The organism is Lutibacter litoralis, assembly GCF_014646675.1.
Taxonomy (GTDB): domain Bacteria; phylum Bacteroidota; class Bacteroidia; order Flavobacteriales; family Flavobacteriaceae; genus Lutibacter; species Lutibacter litoralis.
Genome location: NZ_BMNS01000006.1, coordinates 126,522 through 141,680 on the forward strand (window position 1 = coordinate 126,522; position 15,159 = coordinate 141,680).

Here is a 15,159-nt window from a genome sequence, read left to right on the forward strand (position 1 = left end):
AATTTGTCGGACATAAGTTTTGTTGGAAGAATTCTTAATCAACAATTTATAAGTGATTTACCTAAAAATGCAGATGTTTGTGGTGAAAACGGTGAATTTCATACCTTTGTTTTCGATGGACCAATTTTTAAAAATCTAATAGCTTTTCAAATTGGAAAAAAAGAGTTAAAAACATATCCTTCAGAAAAAGAAGATATGTGGGATTCAAGTTTTGGTATTGTGAAATTTATTAAAGTATGATATTTATCATGTAATTTCAGTTTTATATTTAATAATTTTAGTTTATAAATTTATAAAATATTTACTATGAAAGACACACACACACACACAAAGCTTAGGGAGTGTAACATAAAAAATCAGTTTGTAATAATTTTATCTTAATTTTATTAATGCTGTTTTTTACTAGTTCTATTTTTTCTCAAAGCTATTATCCTCAACCCTATTGGGGGACTGATAATGCAGAATTATATTCAGCTTCAAATTTATATCCATTTACTGATAATTACAGTATAAATTCAAATATTATGTATTCAGGGCCTAATGTAAGTATTTATGAATATGTATACCAAGATGGTATGCCACCTCCAAGTACTACTTATACATATACAGAAAAATATAAGAGATTATCAATAAATGATAGTTCTTATGTAATATATTATTGTTTAGTTAGAACTTATCCAAACTATTATAATTCATGCGATAATCCTGCACACGTAAAAACTCCAGACTGGGCTAGTAGGGTAACTTATAGTGCAATGTATTGGCTAGAGATTCAAAGAAAATTAGTAATAATGGGAGTTCCACAATATTCATATCATTTTGCGGATGGTGTAGGTATCGGATCTGCAACAAGATATTATTATAAAGGTAGTGAATTAAATTAAAAAATATAATTATGAAAAATTTCACACTATTATTTTTTGGGATATTTATGATATTAATGTCCTGTGATACAAAAAGGGAAGAAAACTTAATGTTAAAAAAATCTGATCAATTTTATGTTGATTATTTTAAAAGTGAACTCTTAAAAAAGGGTGTTAAAAATACAGCATATTTTAAAGTTGTTTTAGAAGAAGCAGATTATGAAGGTTTAAACCATTCTGAAATTATGTCTAATATTGAAAAGGCCATTCCACTTATTAAACAGAATTATGAAATGGATAAACAACAACGATTAACAAAGTTAAATGTATTTATAGCCACTATTAAAAAACATAATTTAGATGAAAAAGAGCCTTTTTATAAAATTTTAGTATCAGATATTTCTGATGATGAAAAGCTCGATTTTTATTATAAAGAAGAACGCAATTTTTTCGATGCATTAGGTAAATCAAAAGAATTAGGAGACGTTGAACTTTCTAATCAGGTGCATACTAAATATTCTTATTTAAATTTATTAGCACGTGATACTAATAATAACATTGTTAATTTTGATGCTGTTCCATTAGAACAAAGAACTGTATTAACGTATAGTATTGAAAAATATGATGTATTATATAAAAAAGCTATGGAACTTCAAAATAAAAAATTGCACGGCAGTACCTCAGCACTATATATTAATGATATTAAAGTTGAGTAATTAAACAATAACTAAGTTATGAGAAATATTATTTTAAAAAGGATTATTGCTATTTATTTGTATGCAGTTTACATCTTGTGAGCCTAAGTATAAGTTTAATATTCCAGATGATTATGCAGAAATTAACTTATTAATTACTACAATTAAAAAGAATAATTTAGAGCATAAAGAAGATTTTTACAAAAGATTACTTGCAATGGAAAATATAGAATATCAGAAACAGTTTTATGATGCTGAAAAAGAAGTGTTTAAAAAAGAAATGCAAAATGCTGCTGATTTAGAAGATTTACAATTAGCTATGGATACGCAAATAAGATTTGGATATTTAATTGTTTTGGCGCGTGATACTAATGGTAACATTGTTAATAAAAATTCCATTAATCCAAAAAATAAAGATACCATTGTGTATAGTATTGAAAAATACGACCCTATCTCAATTGAATTATTAAAAACAGTAAAGAGAGTGAAAAAAACCGAGTAATTTAATAGTTATTAAAACAAATAAATAAGCTGTTTTAAAGTACGCAATAATTTTTAAACAGCTTTTTTTTAGTGTATTTTTTAAAATAAGTTAAAAATTTGTTAGATGTTTAATTTGGTTTCGACATACTACATAAATTGTTTACTTTTATATTTTAATTAAAATTAACTAAGTTACAATGAAAAATATTATTGTTATAGTGTTTGTTGTTACATTTTTAACTGCGTGTAATAGCAATGTTAATAATTTGAAAGATTCTAGTAAAGAAGATTTAAGTAAAATTGAAGGTACCTGGAAACTTGTTTACGGTGAAATTCGTGAAAATGACTCTATTCAAATTAGGGATATTTCAAAGTCAGAATTTATAAAAATAATTAATAAAACTCATTTCGCATTTTTCAACCAACAAAAAGAATCTTCAGAAGGTTTTTATGGTGGAGCTGGAACTTATTCCTTAAATGGAAATGACTATGTTGAAAAACTTAGTTATATTGATAATTTACAATTTAGAAACCATACTTTTCCATTTAAAGTAGAGATTAAAGGAGATTCTCTTATTCAATCTGGAACAGAAGAAGTTAAAGAGTTAAATATGAAAAGGTATATTATTGAAAAATATATTCGTATCAAGTAACGTGTTTTATGAATAATGATGACTTAAATTCAGATTATAATTTTAAAAAACATTGGAACAATGCATACCAAAAATCTTCAATAGATAATTTAGGTTGGTATGAAGAAAATCCTACGCCATCATTAAAATTAATTGAGGAATGCAATTTACCAAAAGATGCCCTTATTTTTAATGCAGGAGCAGGGGCTACTACTTTAATAAGTAAATTGTTAGCATTAGGTTATAAAAATATTATTGTAAATGATATTGCAGCATCTGCCTTAACAGCATTAAAATCTAATTTAACAATTGAAACAAATTCCAATGTTGAATTTATAGTTGATGATTTAACAAACCCAACAGCATTATTAAAATTAAAAAATATTGATGTATGGCACGACAGAGCGGTATTACACTTTTTTACTGAAAAACACCAACAAGAAAATTATTTTCAGTTACTAAGAAAATTAATTAAATTAAATGGTTACGTAATTTTGGCCCAGTTTAATTTAGAAGGTGCCAAAAAATGCTGTGGATTAGATATTTTTAATTATAATGAAGAAATGTTGCAAGAAGGTTTAGGAGTAAATTTTGAATTACTAAAATCGTTTGATTACACATATACACAGCCATCTGGAAATACCAGAGAATATGTATATACCTTATTTAAAAGAATACACTAAAATTTAATGAAAGTACACCATATACCTTTTCAAGAAACAAGATATTTTTCAAATTTAATAGGTGATTATTTAGATGAAAGTTCCAATTTAGGTCAATTTTATGGGAATTTTCCTAATATGGAAGGTTTTAAAAAACAACTAGAATTAAAGCGGTCTTCATTTGGGGAATCATCCAGAGAAATTTTAGTTAAGTCACTTATAAGACAGTATAATAGTCTAAATAAAAGTGGTTTAACCGAGAAAAATATAAGTTCTTTAACAGAGGAGAGTACCTTTACAATAACAACAGGACATCAATTAAATATCTTTACAGGTCCTTTGTATTTTTTGTATAAAATAGTTTCTACCATAAATCTAACAAAACAATTAGCAATTCAATTTCCACAGTATAATTTTGTGCCAGTATATTGGATGGCCACTGAGGATCACGATTTTGATGAAATTAATTATTTTAATTTTAAAGGAAAGAAGGTCGTTTGGGATAGAGAGAGTAGTGGAGCAGTTGGAAGGTTAAAAACCGATGGCTTTGATACGATCTTTAAAGCTTTTTCAGAAGAATTAGGAAACTCAAATAATGCAAATTCAATAAAAAAAATATTTGAGAGTGCGTACTTGAAACACACTAATTTAACAGACGCAACCCGATATTTAGTGAACGTTCTTTTTGGTGAATATGGCTTGGTAATTATTGATGGTGATGATGCTGCATTAAAAAAAGAGTTTGGTCCAATTGTTAAAGATGAATTACTAAATAACACTTCTTATAGTGAGGTATCTAAAACCAGTAAAAAGTTAGCCGAGAATTATAGTATTCAGGTAAATCCAAGAGAAATTAATCTTTTTTATTTAAAAGGTAATTTAAGAGAACGTATTATTTATGAAAATAATGAATATAAAATAAACAACACATCAATTATTTTTTCTAAAGAAGAGATATTGAATGAAGTTACTAATTTTCCAGAGCGTTTCAGTCCAAATGTGATTATGCGTCCGTTGTATCAAGAAATAATTTTACCTAATTTATGTTATATTGGTGGAGGAGGAGAACTGGCATATTGGTTTCAGTTAAAAGATTACTTTTCAAAACTGAATACGCCATTTCCAATTTTATTATTACGAAATTCTGTATTGTTAATTTCTGAAAAACAATTAGTTAAGTTAAATAAGTTAAAAGTGACATTGCAAGAGCTTTTTTATAAGCAAGAAATGTTAATTAATAAAAAAGTAAAAGAAGTTTCAGATATAAAAATTGATTTTTCAGAGCAGAGGTTGTTTTTGCAAGAACAGTTTTTAGATTTAAAAGAATTGGCAAAGCGAACGGATAAATCGTTTATTGGAGCTGTAAATGCACAAGAGCAAAAGCAATTAAATGGACTTGATAATTTAGAAAAAAGATTGTTAAAAGCTCAAAAAAGAAAACTAGCAGATATAGTTACTAGAATTGAATTTATACAAAACCAGTTATTCCCAAATCAAAGTTTAGAGGAGCGGACACGCAATTTTTCAGAAATTTATTTAGAATTAGGTATTGATTTAATTCCCATGTTGCTAGATGCACTGCAACCACTAAAATTGGAATTTACAGTAGTAGAATATTAAAGAGGTTTAAAAGGGATAATTTTATTTTTAAAACCGTATTCCATAGTTGTTACTTTGCTCCCTTTAATTTTAGCAGCTTCTTGTTCATTTAATTCAAAATCTATTTCAGTAAAATAAACATTTGTATTTTTAATTTTGTTAGATTCTATAGTCGTGTTATCGGAATTTAATTTAATAGATTCATTGTTAAAATTAAATGAAACTGTACAACCTGTTCTTTTAATATTCACAGAAGTATCACCAATAATAACAGTTTTAAGATAAGGGAATCCTCCTAATTCCTCAATATCTGCATACACAATATTGGTTTCATTTTTAGCATATTTTGTACCCCCTTTAAAATCAATTTTTTCTATGATTTCCGAATTTGAAGGAACCTCTTTTGGCTTATTAAATAGTTTAGAAAATGAAAATGCCATATGTTATATTTGAGAAATTATTAATTATTATGATATGCTTGATTATGTTCGAGTGGAGTTCCACAAGATTTACAATCTACCATTGATCCAGCGCCCCCAACACATCCGTTGGTGCAAGTATAATGATACACACCAGCAGCATTTTGTGCAGCAGCTGGCGCAGGCGGCGTGATTGCATTATTTTGATTAGAAGTTGGTGTATTAATGGGAACTTTTAAAGGTCCATTTTTCAATAAATCATCATTATGAAAAGCAACATTATGAGTGTACGGAGTATTACAAGTTGGACAAACGCCTTGTGCATCTGACCCACTATTCTCACATTTATTTAAGCAAATATAATGCTTAACCGCTACTTTACTATTAATGTTAGTTTTTTGTTTTGGCTTTTCTTCTTTACAAGAAATTGATGTAACAAAAATAAGAAGTAAAAGAAATTTAAAAGTTTTCATAAGTTAATTTTATTTTTTTAAATGTAAAAAATCAAATATACTAAAAATTAAATTTCTTGAATGTTTAGTATTTCTTTGATTAAATTTAAAAAAGGCTGTCATAAAAAATTACTTTTTTAACAGCCTTATTAGAATCTTGTCATTCCTATGAAAATTGGAATCCAAACAGTTTGAAATGGATTCCTGCCAACGTAGGAATGACAATTCTTTTATAAGTGTATTACTTCATCATAAGCATCTGCTACAGCTTCCATAACCGCCTCACTCATAGTAGGGTGTGGATGAATTGTTTTTAAAACTTCGTGTCCTGTAGTTTCTAGTTTTCTACCTAAAACAGCTTCCGCAATCATATCAGTTACCCCAGCACCAATCATATGACAACCTAACCATTCACCATATTTAGCATCAAAAATAACTTTTACAAAACCATCAGGTGTACCAGCGGCTTTTGCTTTCCCAGAAGCAGAGAATGGAAATTTACCAACTTTTAGTTCGTAACCCTGCTCTTTTGCTTGTTCTTCGGTTAAACCTACACTAGCAATTTCTGGAGACGCATATGTACATCCAGGAACATTTCCATAGTCGATTTTTTCAGTATGTAAACCAGCTATTTTTTCAACACAAGTTATTCCTTCAGCAGAAGCAACGTGAGCAAGAGCTTGACCAGGAACTACATCTCCAATTGCATAATAACCAGGGATATTTGTTTGATAGAAATCGTTTACCAAAATTTTATCACGATCTACTACAATACCAACATCTTCTAAACCAATGTTTTCTATATTAGATTTAATTCCAACAGCAGAAAGTAATACATCTGCTTCTAAAATTTCTTCTCCTTTTTTAGTTTTAACAATTGCTTTTACACCTTTACCAGAAGTATCAACAGATTCTACAGAAGAGTTTGTCATTACTTTAATTCCAGATTTTTTAAAAGAACGTTCAAATTGTTTTGATACATCAATATCTTCAACAGGCACTAAATTTGGTAAAAACTCTACAATTGTTACTTCGGTTCCCATAGCATTATAAAAATGAGCAAACTCAACTCCAATTGCTCCAGAACCAACAACAATCATTTTTTTAGGTTGTGTTGGAAGTGTCATTGCTTGGCGATATCCTATAACTTTTTTACCATCTTGAGGCAAGTTTGGCAATTCTCTAGAACGAGCACCTGTAGCAATAATTATATGATCTGCACTGTATTCAGTTACTTTACCATCGGCATCTGTTACATCAACTTTTTTTCCAGTTTTAATTTTTCCAAAACCATCAATAACGTCAATTTTATTTTTTTTCATTAAGAATTGAACACCTTTGCTCATTCCATCAGCTACATTTCTACTACGTTTAACTACCGCTTCAAAATCTTTATCAATAGCTTCAGCTTTTAAACCATATTGATCTACGTGCTTTAAATAATCATAAACTTGCGCACTTTTCAACAGAGCTTTTGTTGGGATACATCCCCAATTTAAGCAGATTCCACCTAAGTTTTCTTTTTCAACAACACCAACTTTAAATCCAAGTTGTGAAGCTCTAATGGCTGTAACATATCCTCCTGGGCCACTTCCTATAATAAGTACGTCGTATTTCATGTGTTTTTATTTTTTTAATCGTTTATTTATTTTTTAATCGTTTAACAGATTGAATATTTTTTATATTCTTACTTGTTTTATTGACTTTAGCTTTATAACCTAATATGTTGCTTTTACATTCTTTCTGGAACATTAATTCCTAATAACTTAAAGGCTGCTTTTATAATTTCTGCAACTTTATTTGAAAGTTGTATTCTAATAATCTTTTCATCTTGGTTTTCACATCCTAAAATTGGCACTGTTTGGTAAAATGAGTTGTATATTTTAACCAAATCGTATGTGTAATTTGCAATTATTGCAGGACTGTGATTTTGAGCTGCATTCTGAATAGTTTCAGGAAACAGTTGTATTTGTTTAATTAATTCCCGCTCTTTTGCATCTAAATTAATAGCCGTTATTTCTTTTGAATAATCAAAAGTAGCTTTTCTTAAAATAGATTGTATTCTAGCATACGTATACTGAATAAAAGGACCTGTATTACCAGCAAAATCAACAGATTCTTCAGGATCAAATAAAATACGTTTTTTAGGATCTACTTTTAAAATATAATATTTAAGAGCTCCCAAACCTATAGTTTTGTAAAGGTGTTCTTTTTCATCTTCAGAATATCCTTCAAGTTTTCCTAGTTCTTGAGATATTGTTCTTGCAGTATCCGTCATTTCTATCATTAAATCATCTGCATCAACAACAGTTCCTTCTCTAGATTTCATCTTTCCACTTGGTAAATCTACCATTCCGTAAGATAAATGATATAAGTTTTTAGCCCATTCAAATCCTAATTTGTCTAAAATAAGAAATAAAACTTTAAAATGGTAATCTTGCTCGTTTCCAACTGTGTAAACCAACTCTTGCAGGTCGAAATCTTTAAAACGTTCAATTGCCGTTCCTATATCTTGCGTCATATAAACAGCAGTTCCATCTGCACGTAATACAATTTTTTCATCTAAACCTTCATCAGTCAAATCTATCCATACAGAGCCATCTTCTTTTTTGTAAAAGATTTCTTTTTCTAATCCATCTGCTACAATATCTTTTCCTAGTAAATAGGTGTTACTTTCGTAATAATTTTTATCAAAATCAACGCCTAATTCCTTATAAGTAATATCAAAACCATCATAAACCCACTGGTTCATAGTTTTCCATAAATCCACTACTTCTTTATCTCCAGCCTCCCATTTTAATAACATTTGTTGTGCTTCTAATAAAATAGGTGCTCCTTTTTTTGCATCTTCTTCTGTTTTTCCTTCAGAAATTAACTGCGAAATTTCTTCTTTATATGCTTTATCAAATGCAACATAATAATTACCAACTAGTTTGTCGCCTTTTAAACCTGAACTTTCAGGTGTTTCCCCTTTACCAAAACGTTTCCAGGCCAACATACTTTTGCAAATATGAATACCACGATCATTAATAATTTGAGTTTTATAAACTTGTTTACCGGAAGCTTTTATAATTTCAGCAACAGAATATCCCAATAAATTATTTCTAATATGACCTAAATGAAGTGGTTTGTTTGTGTTTGGTGAAGAATATTCAACCATCACAGCTTTTTCATTTTTATTTGGAGAAACTATACCAAAATTATGAGTCTTATATATTGAATTAAAATTATTAATAAAGTAAGAATCTGCAATTTCTATGTTTAAAAAACCTTTTACTACGTTAAAATCTGCAACTTCTGAAACATTTTCTAACAAATAGGTTCCAATTTTAGTACCAATTTCAACAGGGTTTCCTTTAACAAAGCGTAAAAAAGCAAAAACAACTATGGTGATGTCACCTTTAAAATCTTTTTTAGTAGCCTGAAATTCAACAGATTGAATGTCTGTATCGTAAATTTCTTTAAAAGCTTTTTTAACAGCTATTTCTAAACTATTGCGCATATTTTTTGCTAAATTATTTTGAGGTGCAAAAGTACTAAATTTCAAATTATTTTTACGATTTTATAAAATCAAATTATGTGAAAATTCAATTATAAAGTAAATTATTTAACAATACTTTCTTTAACGTATTCTTTATTTCAGTTTCAATTAGTAATTGAATAATAGTATGTTGAGATGCTGAAAAAAAGTGGCTGTGCCAATTCAGGTTCAAAATAAGGATTTTTTTAAGCTAGTTATTAGATTTAATACTTTTTCATTTTTATAATTAAAAAGTTTAATAGCTACTTACAGAAATAACATTTATATATTTGTCAAATGGAAGAATTTTTAAAAGAATTACCAAAATTGGCTCAAGAAAAACTTATTGAAAACAAAAAGTATTTTCAAAAGTTAAAGAAACGTACTCCTAAAAATTTAGATGTGGTAATGCAAGATTTACACGAAAAAGAGTTTGAAAAAACAGACTGTTTAACGTGTGGAAATTGTTGTAAAACTACAAGTCCTATATTTACAAATAAAGATATTGAGCGTATCTCAAAACATTTTAGAATGAAAGTGTTAGATTTTACAAACCAATATTTAGAGAGTGATAGCGATGATTTTTATGTGTTGAAAACGGCTCCCTGCTCTTTTTTAGATTTGAATGATAATATGTGTATGATTTATGATGTGCGTCCGAAAGCTTGTGGCGAATATCCACATACCGATAGACGAAAATTTATTCAAATTACAGACCTTACATTAAAAAATACTGAAATTTGTCCGGCTGCATATAATATAGTTGAAGCACTTAAAATTAAATTGCCCAAATAGAAAAGAACAATGTCTAGTTTTAAAATATATAGTAGGCATATTCTTTTATAGAAAATAGGTAATAGTATATAGTTATTGTCCCATTCTTTTTCTTTTACCGTATTCTTGTAAAATTCGTTTATTAAAATCGCGCTCAGCTTTTTGTAGTTTAACAATTTGTTGTGCAGAAATTATTTTAGAAAGTTCTTTCACCATTTTAATTTTGGTTTCATAAATTTCTTTTTCAAAAATTAAAGACTGGTTAATAATTTCTTGTGCGTTGGCCTCTGAAAGGTTTTCTGTACCTCCAGCCGCTTTTATTTCACGCATTTTTCCACCTTCAATTTTGAATTTTAACTGTTGCAGTTGTTTAGAATATTGATTATAAACAGGCCAAAATTTTTCAGCTTCTTTTGGTTTTAATGCAATGGCATCAGTAATAAATGCAGTTTTTAACATCGTAATTTTTTGTCGATTCATTTTCTGACTAACTACAGAGCTTGAAGTTAGAAATAATAGAAATGCTATAAATAGTAGTTTTTTCATTCTAAAAATGTTTAATTTTCTATAATCAATGTTTCTAAATCTTTTTCATTTAAATAATTTAAAACAGCACTATCTGATAATGTAGAAATATAATTAGTGTCTTCTATAGTTACTTCTGGAAAAATACTCGCTAAACTTTCAGCATCATAGTAAATATTTCCATTTTCAATAAATTCTTCAATTTCTGAAGTTGCTAAAGTTTCAAAGGTAATATTGTTTGAAGTACTGTTTAAAATAAAAATAATTAATAAAGATGCAGCAATTGCAATTGGTGCAACATATTTAGAAAGCTTTGTAAGCGTTCTTACTTTTGAAGTCTTTTCAATTTTATTGAAAACTTGATCTTCCAAGGTTTCGAAATAACCTTCTGGAATTGAATGTGTAATTTCATTGTAAAAAGTTTGCGCTTTAAGTTTTGTAACTACAGAGTTTTTAACAGTCTCAAAATAAGTATCGGGTGTTTTATAAATTGGTTTATCCGTGTTTAATTTTGAAGTATTAATTTCGGCAAACACACGATTTTCAACAGTATTAAAATATGTACTAGGCACATTAAAACCGCGGTCTTTATGTCCAATTTTACTTAGGGTTGGTGCCATTTTATGTACTTCTTCTTTTTTCATTACTATTAATTAGACTTTCTTAATTATTTAAGGTTTAATGGTTTTTTAAAAATTCCTCAATTTTTTTTACAGCGTGAAAATAGGACGCTTTTAACGCTCCTACTGATGTGTCTAGAATTTCGGACATATCTTTGTACTTCATTTCATCAAAGTATTTCATATTAAATACTAATTGCTGTTTGTGTGGCAGTGTAATTATTGCCTTTTGAAGTAGAAGTTGAATTTCATCACCTGAAAAATGAATATCATTATTTAATTTTTGGACAATGTTTAATTGTAATTCACTTAAATCTACTTGTTTTTTTGCAGCTTTTTTATTTATAAATGTAATGGCTTCATTGGTTGCAATACGATACATCCAAGAAAATAATTTACTTTCTTCTTTAAAAGAATGAATGTTTTTAAAAACTTTAATAAAGGTATTTTGTAGCACATCATCAGCATCATCGTGTATAAAAACAATTTTACGAATATGCCAATATAAACGTTCTTTATATAAAGACATTAATTTTCGAAAAGCTTGTTCTTGAGTTTTTTTATCTTTTAGTTGTGCAACTAATAATGCATCGTTATTCACGTATGAATTTTCTTATTTGACACATAAAATTAAGAAAGGTTTAATTGATGACCAAAATAAATTACTTTTTTAAAAATCTTCTTCTTGAATAACCAAATAAACGTTCGCTTTTAATTGTTTCAGCAATTCCTTTTGGAAGCATTTCTTCCCAACCATGAACGCCATTGGAAATCATATCCAATACTTTTTTAGAGAAAACTTCTAATATTTCAGGATCAAAATCTTTAATATCAACAACTTTCCCGTTGTATTTAAAGAATTTGTATAATTCTTTCATACGTGGGTGCACTTTGAGATTTTCGCTAGTTTTAATTTCTCCGGTACGCTGATCTTTAAGTGGATACAAGTATACTTTTAAGTCTTTAAAGAAAAGTTTTCCGAATGCTTCTAAAATACCACCACTTAAATTACGGTAATATTTTTCATTAAATATTTGTACAAAACTGTATACACCCATTGCTAAAGCAATTCTTTCTTTTGTGAATTCAGAAAAATATTCAACTAATTTATAATATTCCTGAAAATCTGTAATCATTACATTTTGCCCTAATGAACAAAGTAATTCAGCTCTGTCTAAGAAATCTCTTTCATCAATTTCACCTTCGGAACTTAAGTTTGTGAGGGTAATTTCAAAAATAATTTTAGCATTTTCTTCTTTTACTTTACTTTCATTTATAAACATTTGTTGCGCCAACTTATACATGTTCATATTTACTTTAGTAACAGGTCTAAAACTACCTCTTAACGCTAAAATGTTTGCTCTGTATAATTGTTGTGCAGGTAATAAGTTGTTACCATCAGGACCAAACATTACGGCATTAGTCATACCATTTCTCACTAAAAGCAAGCTCATTAATCTATTATCTACATAAGAAAAGCGAGGGCCAGAGAAATTGATCATATCAATTTCTAACTGCACTTTATGTAAATTATCGTAGAGAGATTTTAATAATTCTTTAGGTTTATCATTTAAATAGAAAGCACCATAAATTAAATTAACACCTAAAATACCAAGAGTTTCTTGTTGTAATTTAGCATCAGTTTCTTTAAATCTAACATGTAATATAATTTCGCTATAATCTTCTAATGGATCTAATTGGAACTTAATTCCGACCCAACCATGACCTTTAAATTTTTTAACAAAATCTATAGTTGTTACAGTATTAGCATAGGTAAAAAAAATATTATCTGGATGCGTTTTTCTGTTTAACCGTTCTTCAATAACTTCAATTTCATAAGCTAGCATTTTTTTTAGACGATTTTCTGTAACATAGCGTCCATCTTCTTCGACCCCATAAATGGCATCAGAAAAATCTTTGTCATAAGCGCTCATAGCTTTTGCTATTGTTCCTGAAGCACCGCCGGCTCTAAAAAAATGACGTACAGTTTCTTGTCCAGCTCCAATTTCTGCAAAGGTTCCGTAGGTACGTTTATTTAAATTAACTTTTAAAGCTTTTACTTTACTGGATTTCACCTCGTTAATTTCTATATCACCTTTTAAAATTAAAGCCATTATCTTTTTTCTTTTTTGCAAAAGTATGAAATAAAATTGGCCCAAAAAAAATAGGGTAACGGTTTAATTGTTACCCTATTCTAAATATATTGAAATTAATGTTACATATTTTTAAGTTCAGCAACCAGTTTAGTTAATGCTACTTTAGCATCACCAAAAAGCATTGATGTTTTTTGATTGTAAAATAATTCGTTTTCGATACCTGCATAACCAGGTTTCATACTACGTTTGTTGATAATAATATTTTTCGCATTTTCTACATCTAAAATTGGCATTCCGTAAATTGGACTAGATGGATCGTTATGTGCAGCTGGATTTACAACATCATTCGCTCCAACAACAAAAACTACATCAGTACTTTTAAATTCTGGATTTACATCTTCCATTTCTACTAATTTGTCGTAATCTACATTTGTTTCTGCTAATAGAACATTCATATGACCTGGCATTCGACCAGCAACTGGATGAATTGCATATTTTACATCTATTCCTTTGCTTTCTAATAATTGTTCTAATTCGTGAATAATATGTTGTGCTTGTGCAACTGCCAAGCCATACCCAGGAACAATAATAACTTTGTTAGAATAGTTCATTAAAATAGCAACATCACTTGCAGAAGCTTCTTTTACACTTCCTCCAATTTTTCCTCCTGTACTAGCTGCAGCAGAACTTCCTTCACCAAATGCTCCAAATATTACATTAGAAAGTGGCCTGTTCATTGCTTTACACATTGCAAGTGTTAAAATTGTACCTGCAGAACCAACCAAAATTCCTCCTGTTAGCATTACCATATTTCCGTATAAGAAACCACCAAATGCAGCTGCTAAACCTGTAAATGAATTTAATAATGAAATAACAACAGGCATATCTGCACCACCAATTGGCAAAACAAATAATATTCCATAGGCTAGGGCAGCAAAGAAAAGTAAGTATAAAAATAAAGAACTATCTGAACCACTAAATACCATAAATGCTCCAAAACCTAAAATTCCAATTAAAAACACATTGTTTAATATGTTGTATTTTGGCAATCTTATTGGCTTATTCAAGGTTCCATTTAATTTTGCCCAAGCAATCATACTTCCGGAGAATGAAACACTTCCGATAATCATTCCAGCAATAATGGTTAAAATTGATAATTGATCTCCAATATAATGATGAAATTCAATCAATCCGATTAATGCAGCACTTGCACCACCCATACCATTAAATATAGAAACTAATTCTGGCATTTTGGTCATTCCAACTTTTTTAGCAACCATCCAACCAATTACGGTACCAATTAAAATTGCTATTCCAATTAAAATATAAATAATAGAAGCTACCTCTCCTTGGTATAAAAAGATTGTACCAATAATTGCCAATGTCATACCAGCTGCAGCAATTAAATTACCTTTTCTTGCCGTTTCTGGATGTCCTAGCATTTTTAAACCTAAAATATAAGTTACGGATGCTATTAAATAAATAAACTCTAGACTAAATATATATTCCATTATTTTTTCTTTTTAAACATTTCTAACATGCGGTCGGTAACTACAAATCCACCAACTACGTTTAAAGTTCCAAGTAATACAGCTACAAATCCTAGTGATAATGCTAAAATATTATCTGGTTCTGCACCTAACATTACCAATATTGCACCAATAATTACAACACCGTGAATGGCATTTGCACCAGACATTAAGGGTGTATGCAATACAGCAGGAACATGGCCTATTATTTCAACTCCAACAAATATCATAAGAATTACGATATATATCATTTGGAGATTATTGCTAATAAAATCTATAAATTCAGTCAT

18 protein-coding genes are annotated in these 15,159 nt (G+C 28.7%); 8 read left to right on the forward strand and 10 right to left on the reverse strand.

Annotation, left to right across the window (positions count from 1 at the left end):
• Window positions 1–3: 3 nt before the first annotated feature.
• The 7 genes from IEW75_RS10750 (at window position 4) to bshC (ending at window position 4,955) form a co-directional block, all read left to right on the forward strand.
• Entirely contained in the window at window positions 4–240 is a 237-nt protein-coding gene (locus IEW75_RS10750; protein ID WP_373286320.1) for an adenine nucleotide alpha hydrolase family protein, read from the forward strand.
• A gap of 149 nt (window positions 241–389) precedes the next feature.
• The gene (locus IEW75_RS10755; RefSeq protein WP_134246440.1) at window positions 390–884 is read left to right on the forward strand and encodes a hypothetical protein; all 495 of its coding nucleotides are present in this window, start codon (window positions 390–392) and stop codon (window positions 882–884) included.
• 11 nt (window positions 885–895) lie between these two features.
• Window positions 896–1,579 carry a hypothetical protein gene (locus tag IEW75_RS10760; RefSeq protein WP_134246441.1) on the forward strand — a complete coding sequence of 228 codons (684 nt, stop codon included), beginning with the start codon at window positions 896–898 and terminating at the stop codon, window positions 1,577–1,579.
• Window positions 1,580–1,640: 61 nt separating this feature from the next.
• Window positions 1,641–2,060 carry a hypothetical protein gene (locus IEW75_RS10765; RefSeq protein ID WP_134246442.1) on the forward strand — a complete coding sequence of 140 codons (420 nt, stop codon included), beginning with the start codon at window positions 1,641–1,643 and terminating at the stop codon, window positions 2,058–2,060.
• Window positions 2,061–2,238: 178 nt separating this feature from the next.
• Window positions 2,239–2,694 carry a hypothetical protein gene (locus tag IEW75_RS10770; protein ID WP_134246443.1) on the forward strand — a complete coding sequence of 152 codons (456 nt, stop codon included), beginning with the start codon at window positions 2,239–2,241 and terminating at the stop codon, window positions 2,692–2,694.
• Window positions 2,695–2,702: 8 nt separating this feature from the next.
• On the forward strand, window positions 2,703–3,356 hold the full coding sequence (locus IEW75_RS10775) for a methyltransferase domain-containing protein (protein ID WP_134246444.1): 654 nt from the start codon (window positions 2,703–2,705) through the stop codon (window positions 3,354–3,356).
• Between the two features lie 6 nt (window positions 3,357–3,362).
• Window positions 3,363–4,955 carry a bacillithiol biosynthesis cysteine-adding enzyme BshC gene (bshC, locus tag IEW75_RS10780; protein WP_134246445.1) on the forward strand — a complete coding sequence of 531 codons (1,593 nt, stop codon included), beginning with the start codon at window positions 3,363–3,365 and terminating at the stop codon, window positions 4,953–4,955.
• Here bshC and IEW75_RS10785 read toward each other — a convergent pair.
• The 4 genes from IEW75_RS10785 to argS form a co-directional block, all read right to left on the reverse strand.
• Entirely contained in the window at window positions 4,952–5,374 is a 423-nt protein-coding gene (locus IEW75_RS10785) for a hypothetical protein (protein ID WP_134246446.1), read from the reverse strand. The genes bshC and IEW75_RS10785 overlap by 4 nt on opposite strands.
• A 20-nt stretch (window positions 5,375–5,394) precedes the next feature.
• Window positions 5,395–5,826 (reverse strand): hypothetical protein, encoded by a 432-nt coding sequence (locus IEW75_RS10790; protein WP_134246447.1) that lies wholly within the window; start codon window positions 5,824–5,826, stop codon window positions 5,395–5,397.
• A gap of 209 nt (window positions 5,827–6,035) precedes the next feature.
• On the reverse strand, window positions 6,036–7,424 hold the full coding sequence (lpdA, locus tag IEW75_RS10795; protein ID WP_134246448.1) for a dihydrolipoyl dehydrogenase: 1,389 nt from the start codon (window positions 7,422–7,424) through the stop codon (window positions 6,036–6,038).
• Window positions 7,425–7,537: 113 nt separating this feature from the next.
• On the reverse strand, window positions 7,538–9,307 hold the full coding sequence (gene argS, locus IEW75_RS10800) for an arginine--tRNA ligase (RefSeq protein WP_134247177.1): 1,770 nt from the start codon (window positions 9,305–9,307) through the stop codon (window positions 7,538–7,540).
• 315 nt (window positions 9,308–9,622) lie between these two features.
• Between argS and IEW75_RS10805 the strand changes: the two genes are divergently transcribed.
• The gene (locus IEW75_RS10805; RefSeq protein WP_134246449.1) at window positions 9,623–10,120 is read left to right on the forward strand and encodes a YkgJ family cysteine cluster protein; all 498 of its coding nucleotides are present in this window, start codon (window positions 9,623–9,625) and stop codon (window positions 10,118–10,120) included.
• A gap of 72 nt (window positions 10,121–10,192) precedes the next feature.
• Here the strand turns inward: IEW75_RS10805 and IEW75_RS10810 are convergent, their stop codons facing one another.
• The 6 genes from IEW75_RS10810 to IEW75_RS10835 form a co-directional block, all read right to left on the reverse strand.
• Window positions 10,193–10,645 (reverse strand): hypothetical protein, encoded by a 453-nt coding sequence (locus IEW75_RS10810; protein ID WP_134246450.1) that lies wholly within the window; start codon window positions 10,643–10,645, stop codon window positions 10,193–10,195.
• A gap of 11 nt (window positions 10,646–10,656) precedes the next feature.
• A complete protein-coding gene (locus tag IEW75_RS10815) occupies window positions 10,657–11,268 on the reverse strand; it encodes a hypothetical protein (RefSeq protein WP_134246451.1) in 612 nt (203 codons plus the stop codon).
• Between the two features lie 34 nt (window positions 11,269–11,302).
• Window positions 11,303–11,845: an RNA polymerase sigma factor gene (locus IEW75_RS10820; RefSeq protein WP_229714440.1), complete on the reverse strand. Its 543-nt coding sequence runs from the start codon at window positions 11,843–11,845 to the stop codon at window positions 11,303–11,305.
• Between the two features lie 61 nt (window positions 11,846–11,906).
• Window positions 11,907–13,358, reverse strand: a complete 1,452-nt coding sequence (locus IEW75_RS10825) for a TonB-dependent receptor (protein ID WP_134246452.1) — start codon at window positions 13,356–13,358, stop codon at window positions 11,907–11,909.
• 101 nt (window positions 13,359–13,459) lie between these two features.
• Window positions 13,460–14,851 (reverse strand): NAD(P)(+) transhydrogenase (Re/Si-specific) subunit beta, encoded by a 1,392-nt coding sequence (locus IEW75_RS10830; protein ID WP_134246453.1) that lies wholly within the window; start codon window positions 14,849–14,851, stop codon window positions 13,460–13,462.
• Window positions 14,851–15,159 carry an NAD(P) transhydrogenase subunit alpha part 2 gene (locus IEW75_RS10835; protein ID WP_089376657.1) on the reverse strand — a complete coding sequence of 103 codons (309 nt, stop codon included), beginning with the start codon at window positions 15,157–15,159 and terminating at the stop codon, window positions 14,851–14,853. Before IEW75_RS10835 ends, IEW75_RS10830 begins: the two co-directional genes overlap by 1 nt.

Coding starts and splice junctions, on each gene's coding strand:
- IEW75_RS10755 (WP_134246440.1), top strand. CDS start 390: ATGCTGTTTTTTACTAGTTCTATTTTTTCTCAAAGCTATTATCCTCAA.
- IEW75_RS10760 (WP_134246441.1), top strand. CDS start 896: ATGAAAAATTTCACACTATTATTTTTTGGGATATTTATGATATTAATG.
- IEW75_RS10765 (WP_134246442.1), top strand. CDS start 1,641: ATGCAGTTTACATCTTGTGAGCCTAAGTATAAGTTTAATATTCCAGAT.
- IEW75_RS10770 (WP_134246443.1), top strand. CDS start 2,239: ATGAAAAATATTATTGTTATAGTGTTTGTTGTTACATTTTTAACTGCG.
- IEW75_RS10775 (WP_134246444.1), top strand. CDS start 2,703: ATGAATAATGATGACTTAAATTCAGATTATAATTTTAAAAAACATTGG.
- bshC (WP_134246445.1), top strand. CDS start 3,363: ATGAAAGTACACCATATACCTTTTCAAGAAACAAGATATTTTTCAAAT.
- IEW75_RS10785 (WP_134246446.1), bottom strand. CDS start 5,374: ATGGCATTTTCATTTTCTAAACTATTTAATAAGCCAAAAGAGGTTCCT.
- IEW75_RS10790 (WP_134246447.1), bottom strand. CDS start 5,826: ATGAAAACTTTTAAATTTCTTTTACTTCTTATTTTTGTTACATCAATT.
- lpdA (WP_134246448.1), bottom strand. CDS start 7,424: ATGAAATACGACGTACTTATTATAGGAAGTGGCCCAGGAGGATATGTT.
- argS (WP_134247177.1), bottom strand. CDS start 9,307: ATGCGCAATAGTTTAGAAATAGCTGTTAAAAAAGCTTTTAAAGAAATT.
- IEW75_RS10805 (WP_134246449.1), top strand. CDS start 9,623: ATGGAAGAATTTTTAAAAGAATTACCAAAATTGGCTCAAGAAAAACTT.
- IEW75_RS10810 (WP_134246450.1), bottom strand. CDS start 10,645: ATGAAAAAACTACTATTTATAGCATTTCTATTATTTCTAACTTCAAGC.
- IEW75_RS10815 (WP_134246451.1), bottom strand. CDS start 11,268: ATGAAAAAAGAAGAAGTACATAAAATGGCACCAACCCTAAGTAAAATT.
- IEW75_RS10825 (WP_134246452.1), bottom strand. CDS start 13,358: ATGGCTTTAATTTTAAAAGGTGATATAGAAATTAACGAGGTGAAATCC.
- IEW75_RS10830 (WP_134246453.1), bottom strand. CDS start 14,851: ATGGAATATATATTTAGTCTAGAGTTTATTTATTTAATAGCATCCGTA.
- IEW75_RS10835 (WP_089376657.1), bottom strand. CDS start 15,159: ATGACTGAATTTATAGATTTTATTAGCAATAATCTCCAAATGATATAT.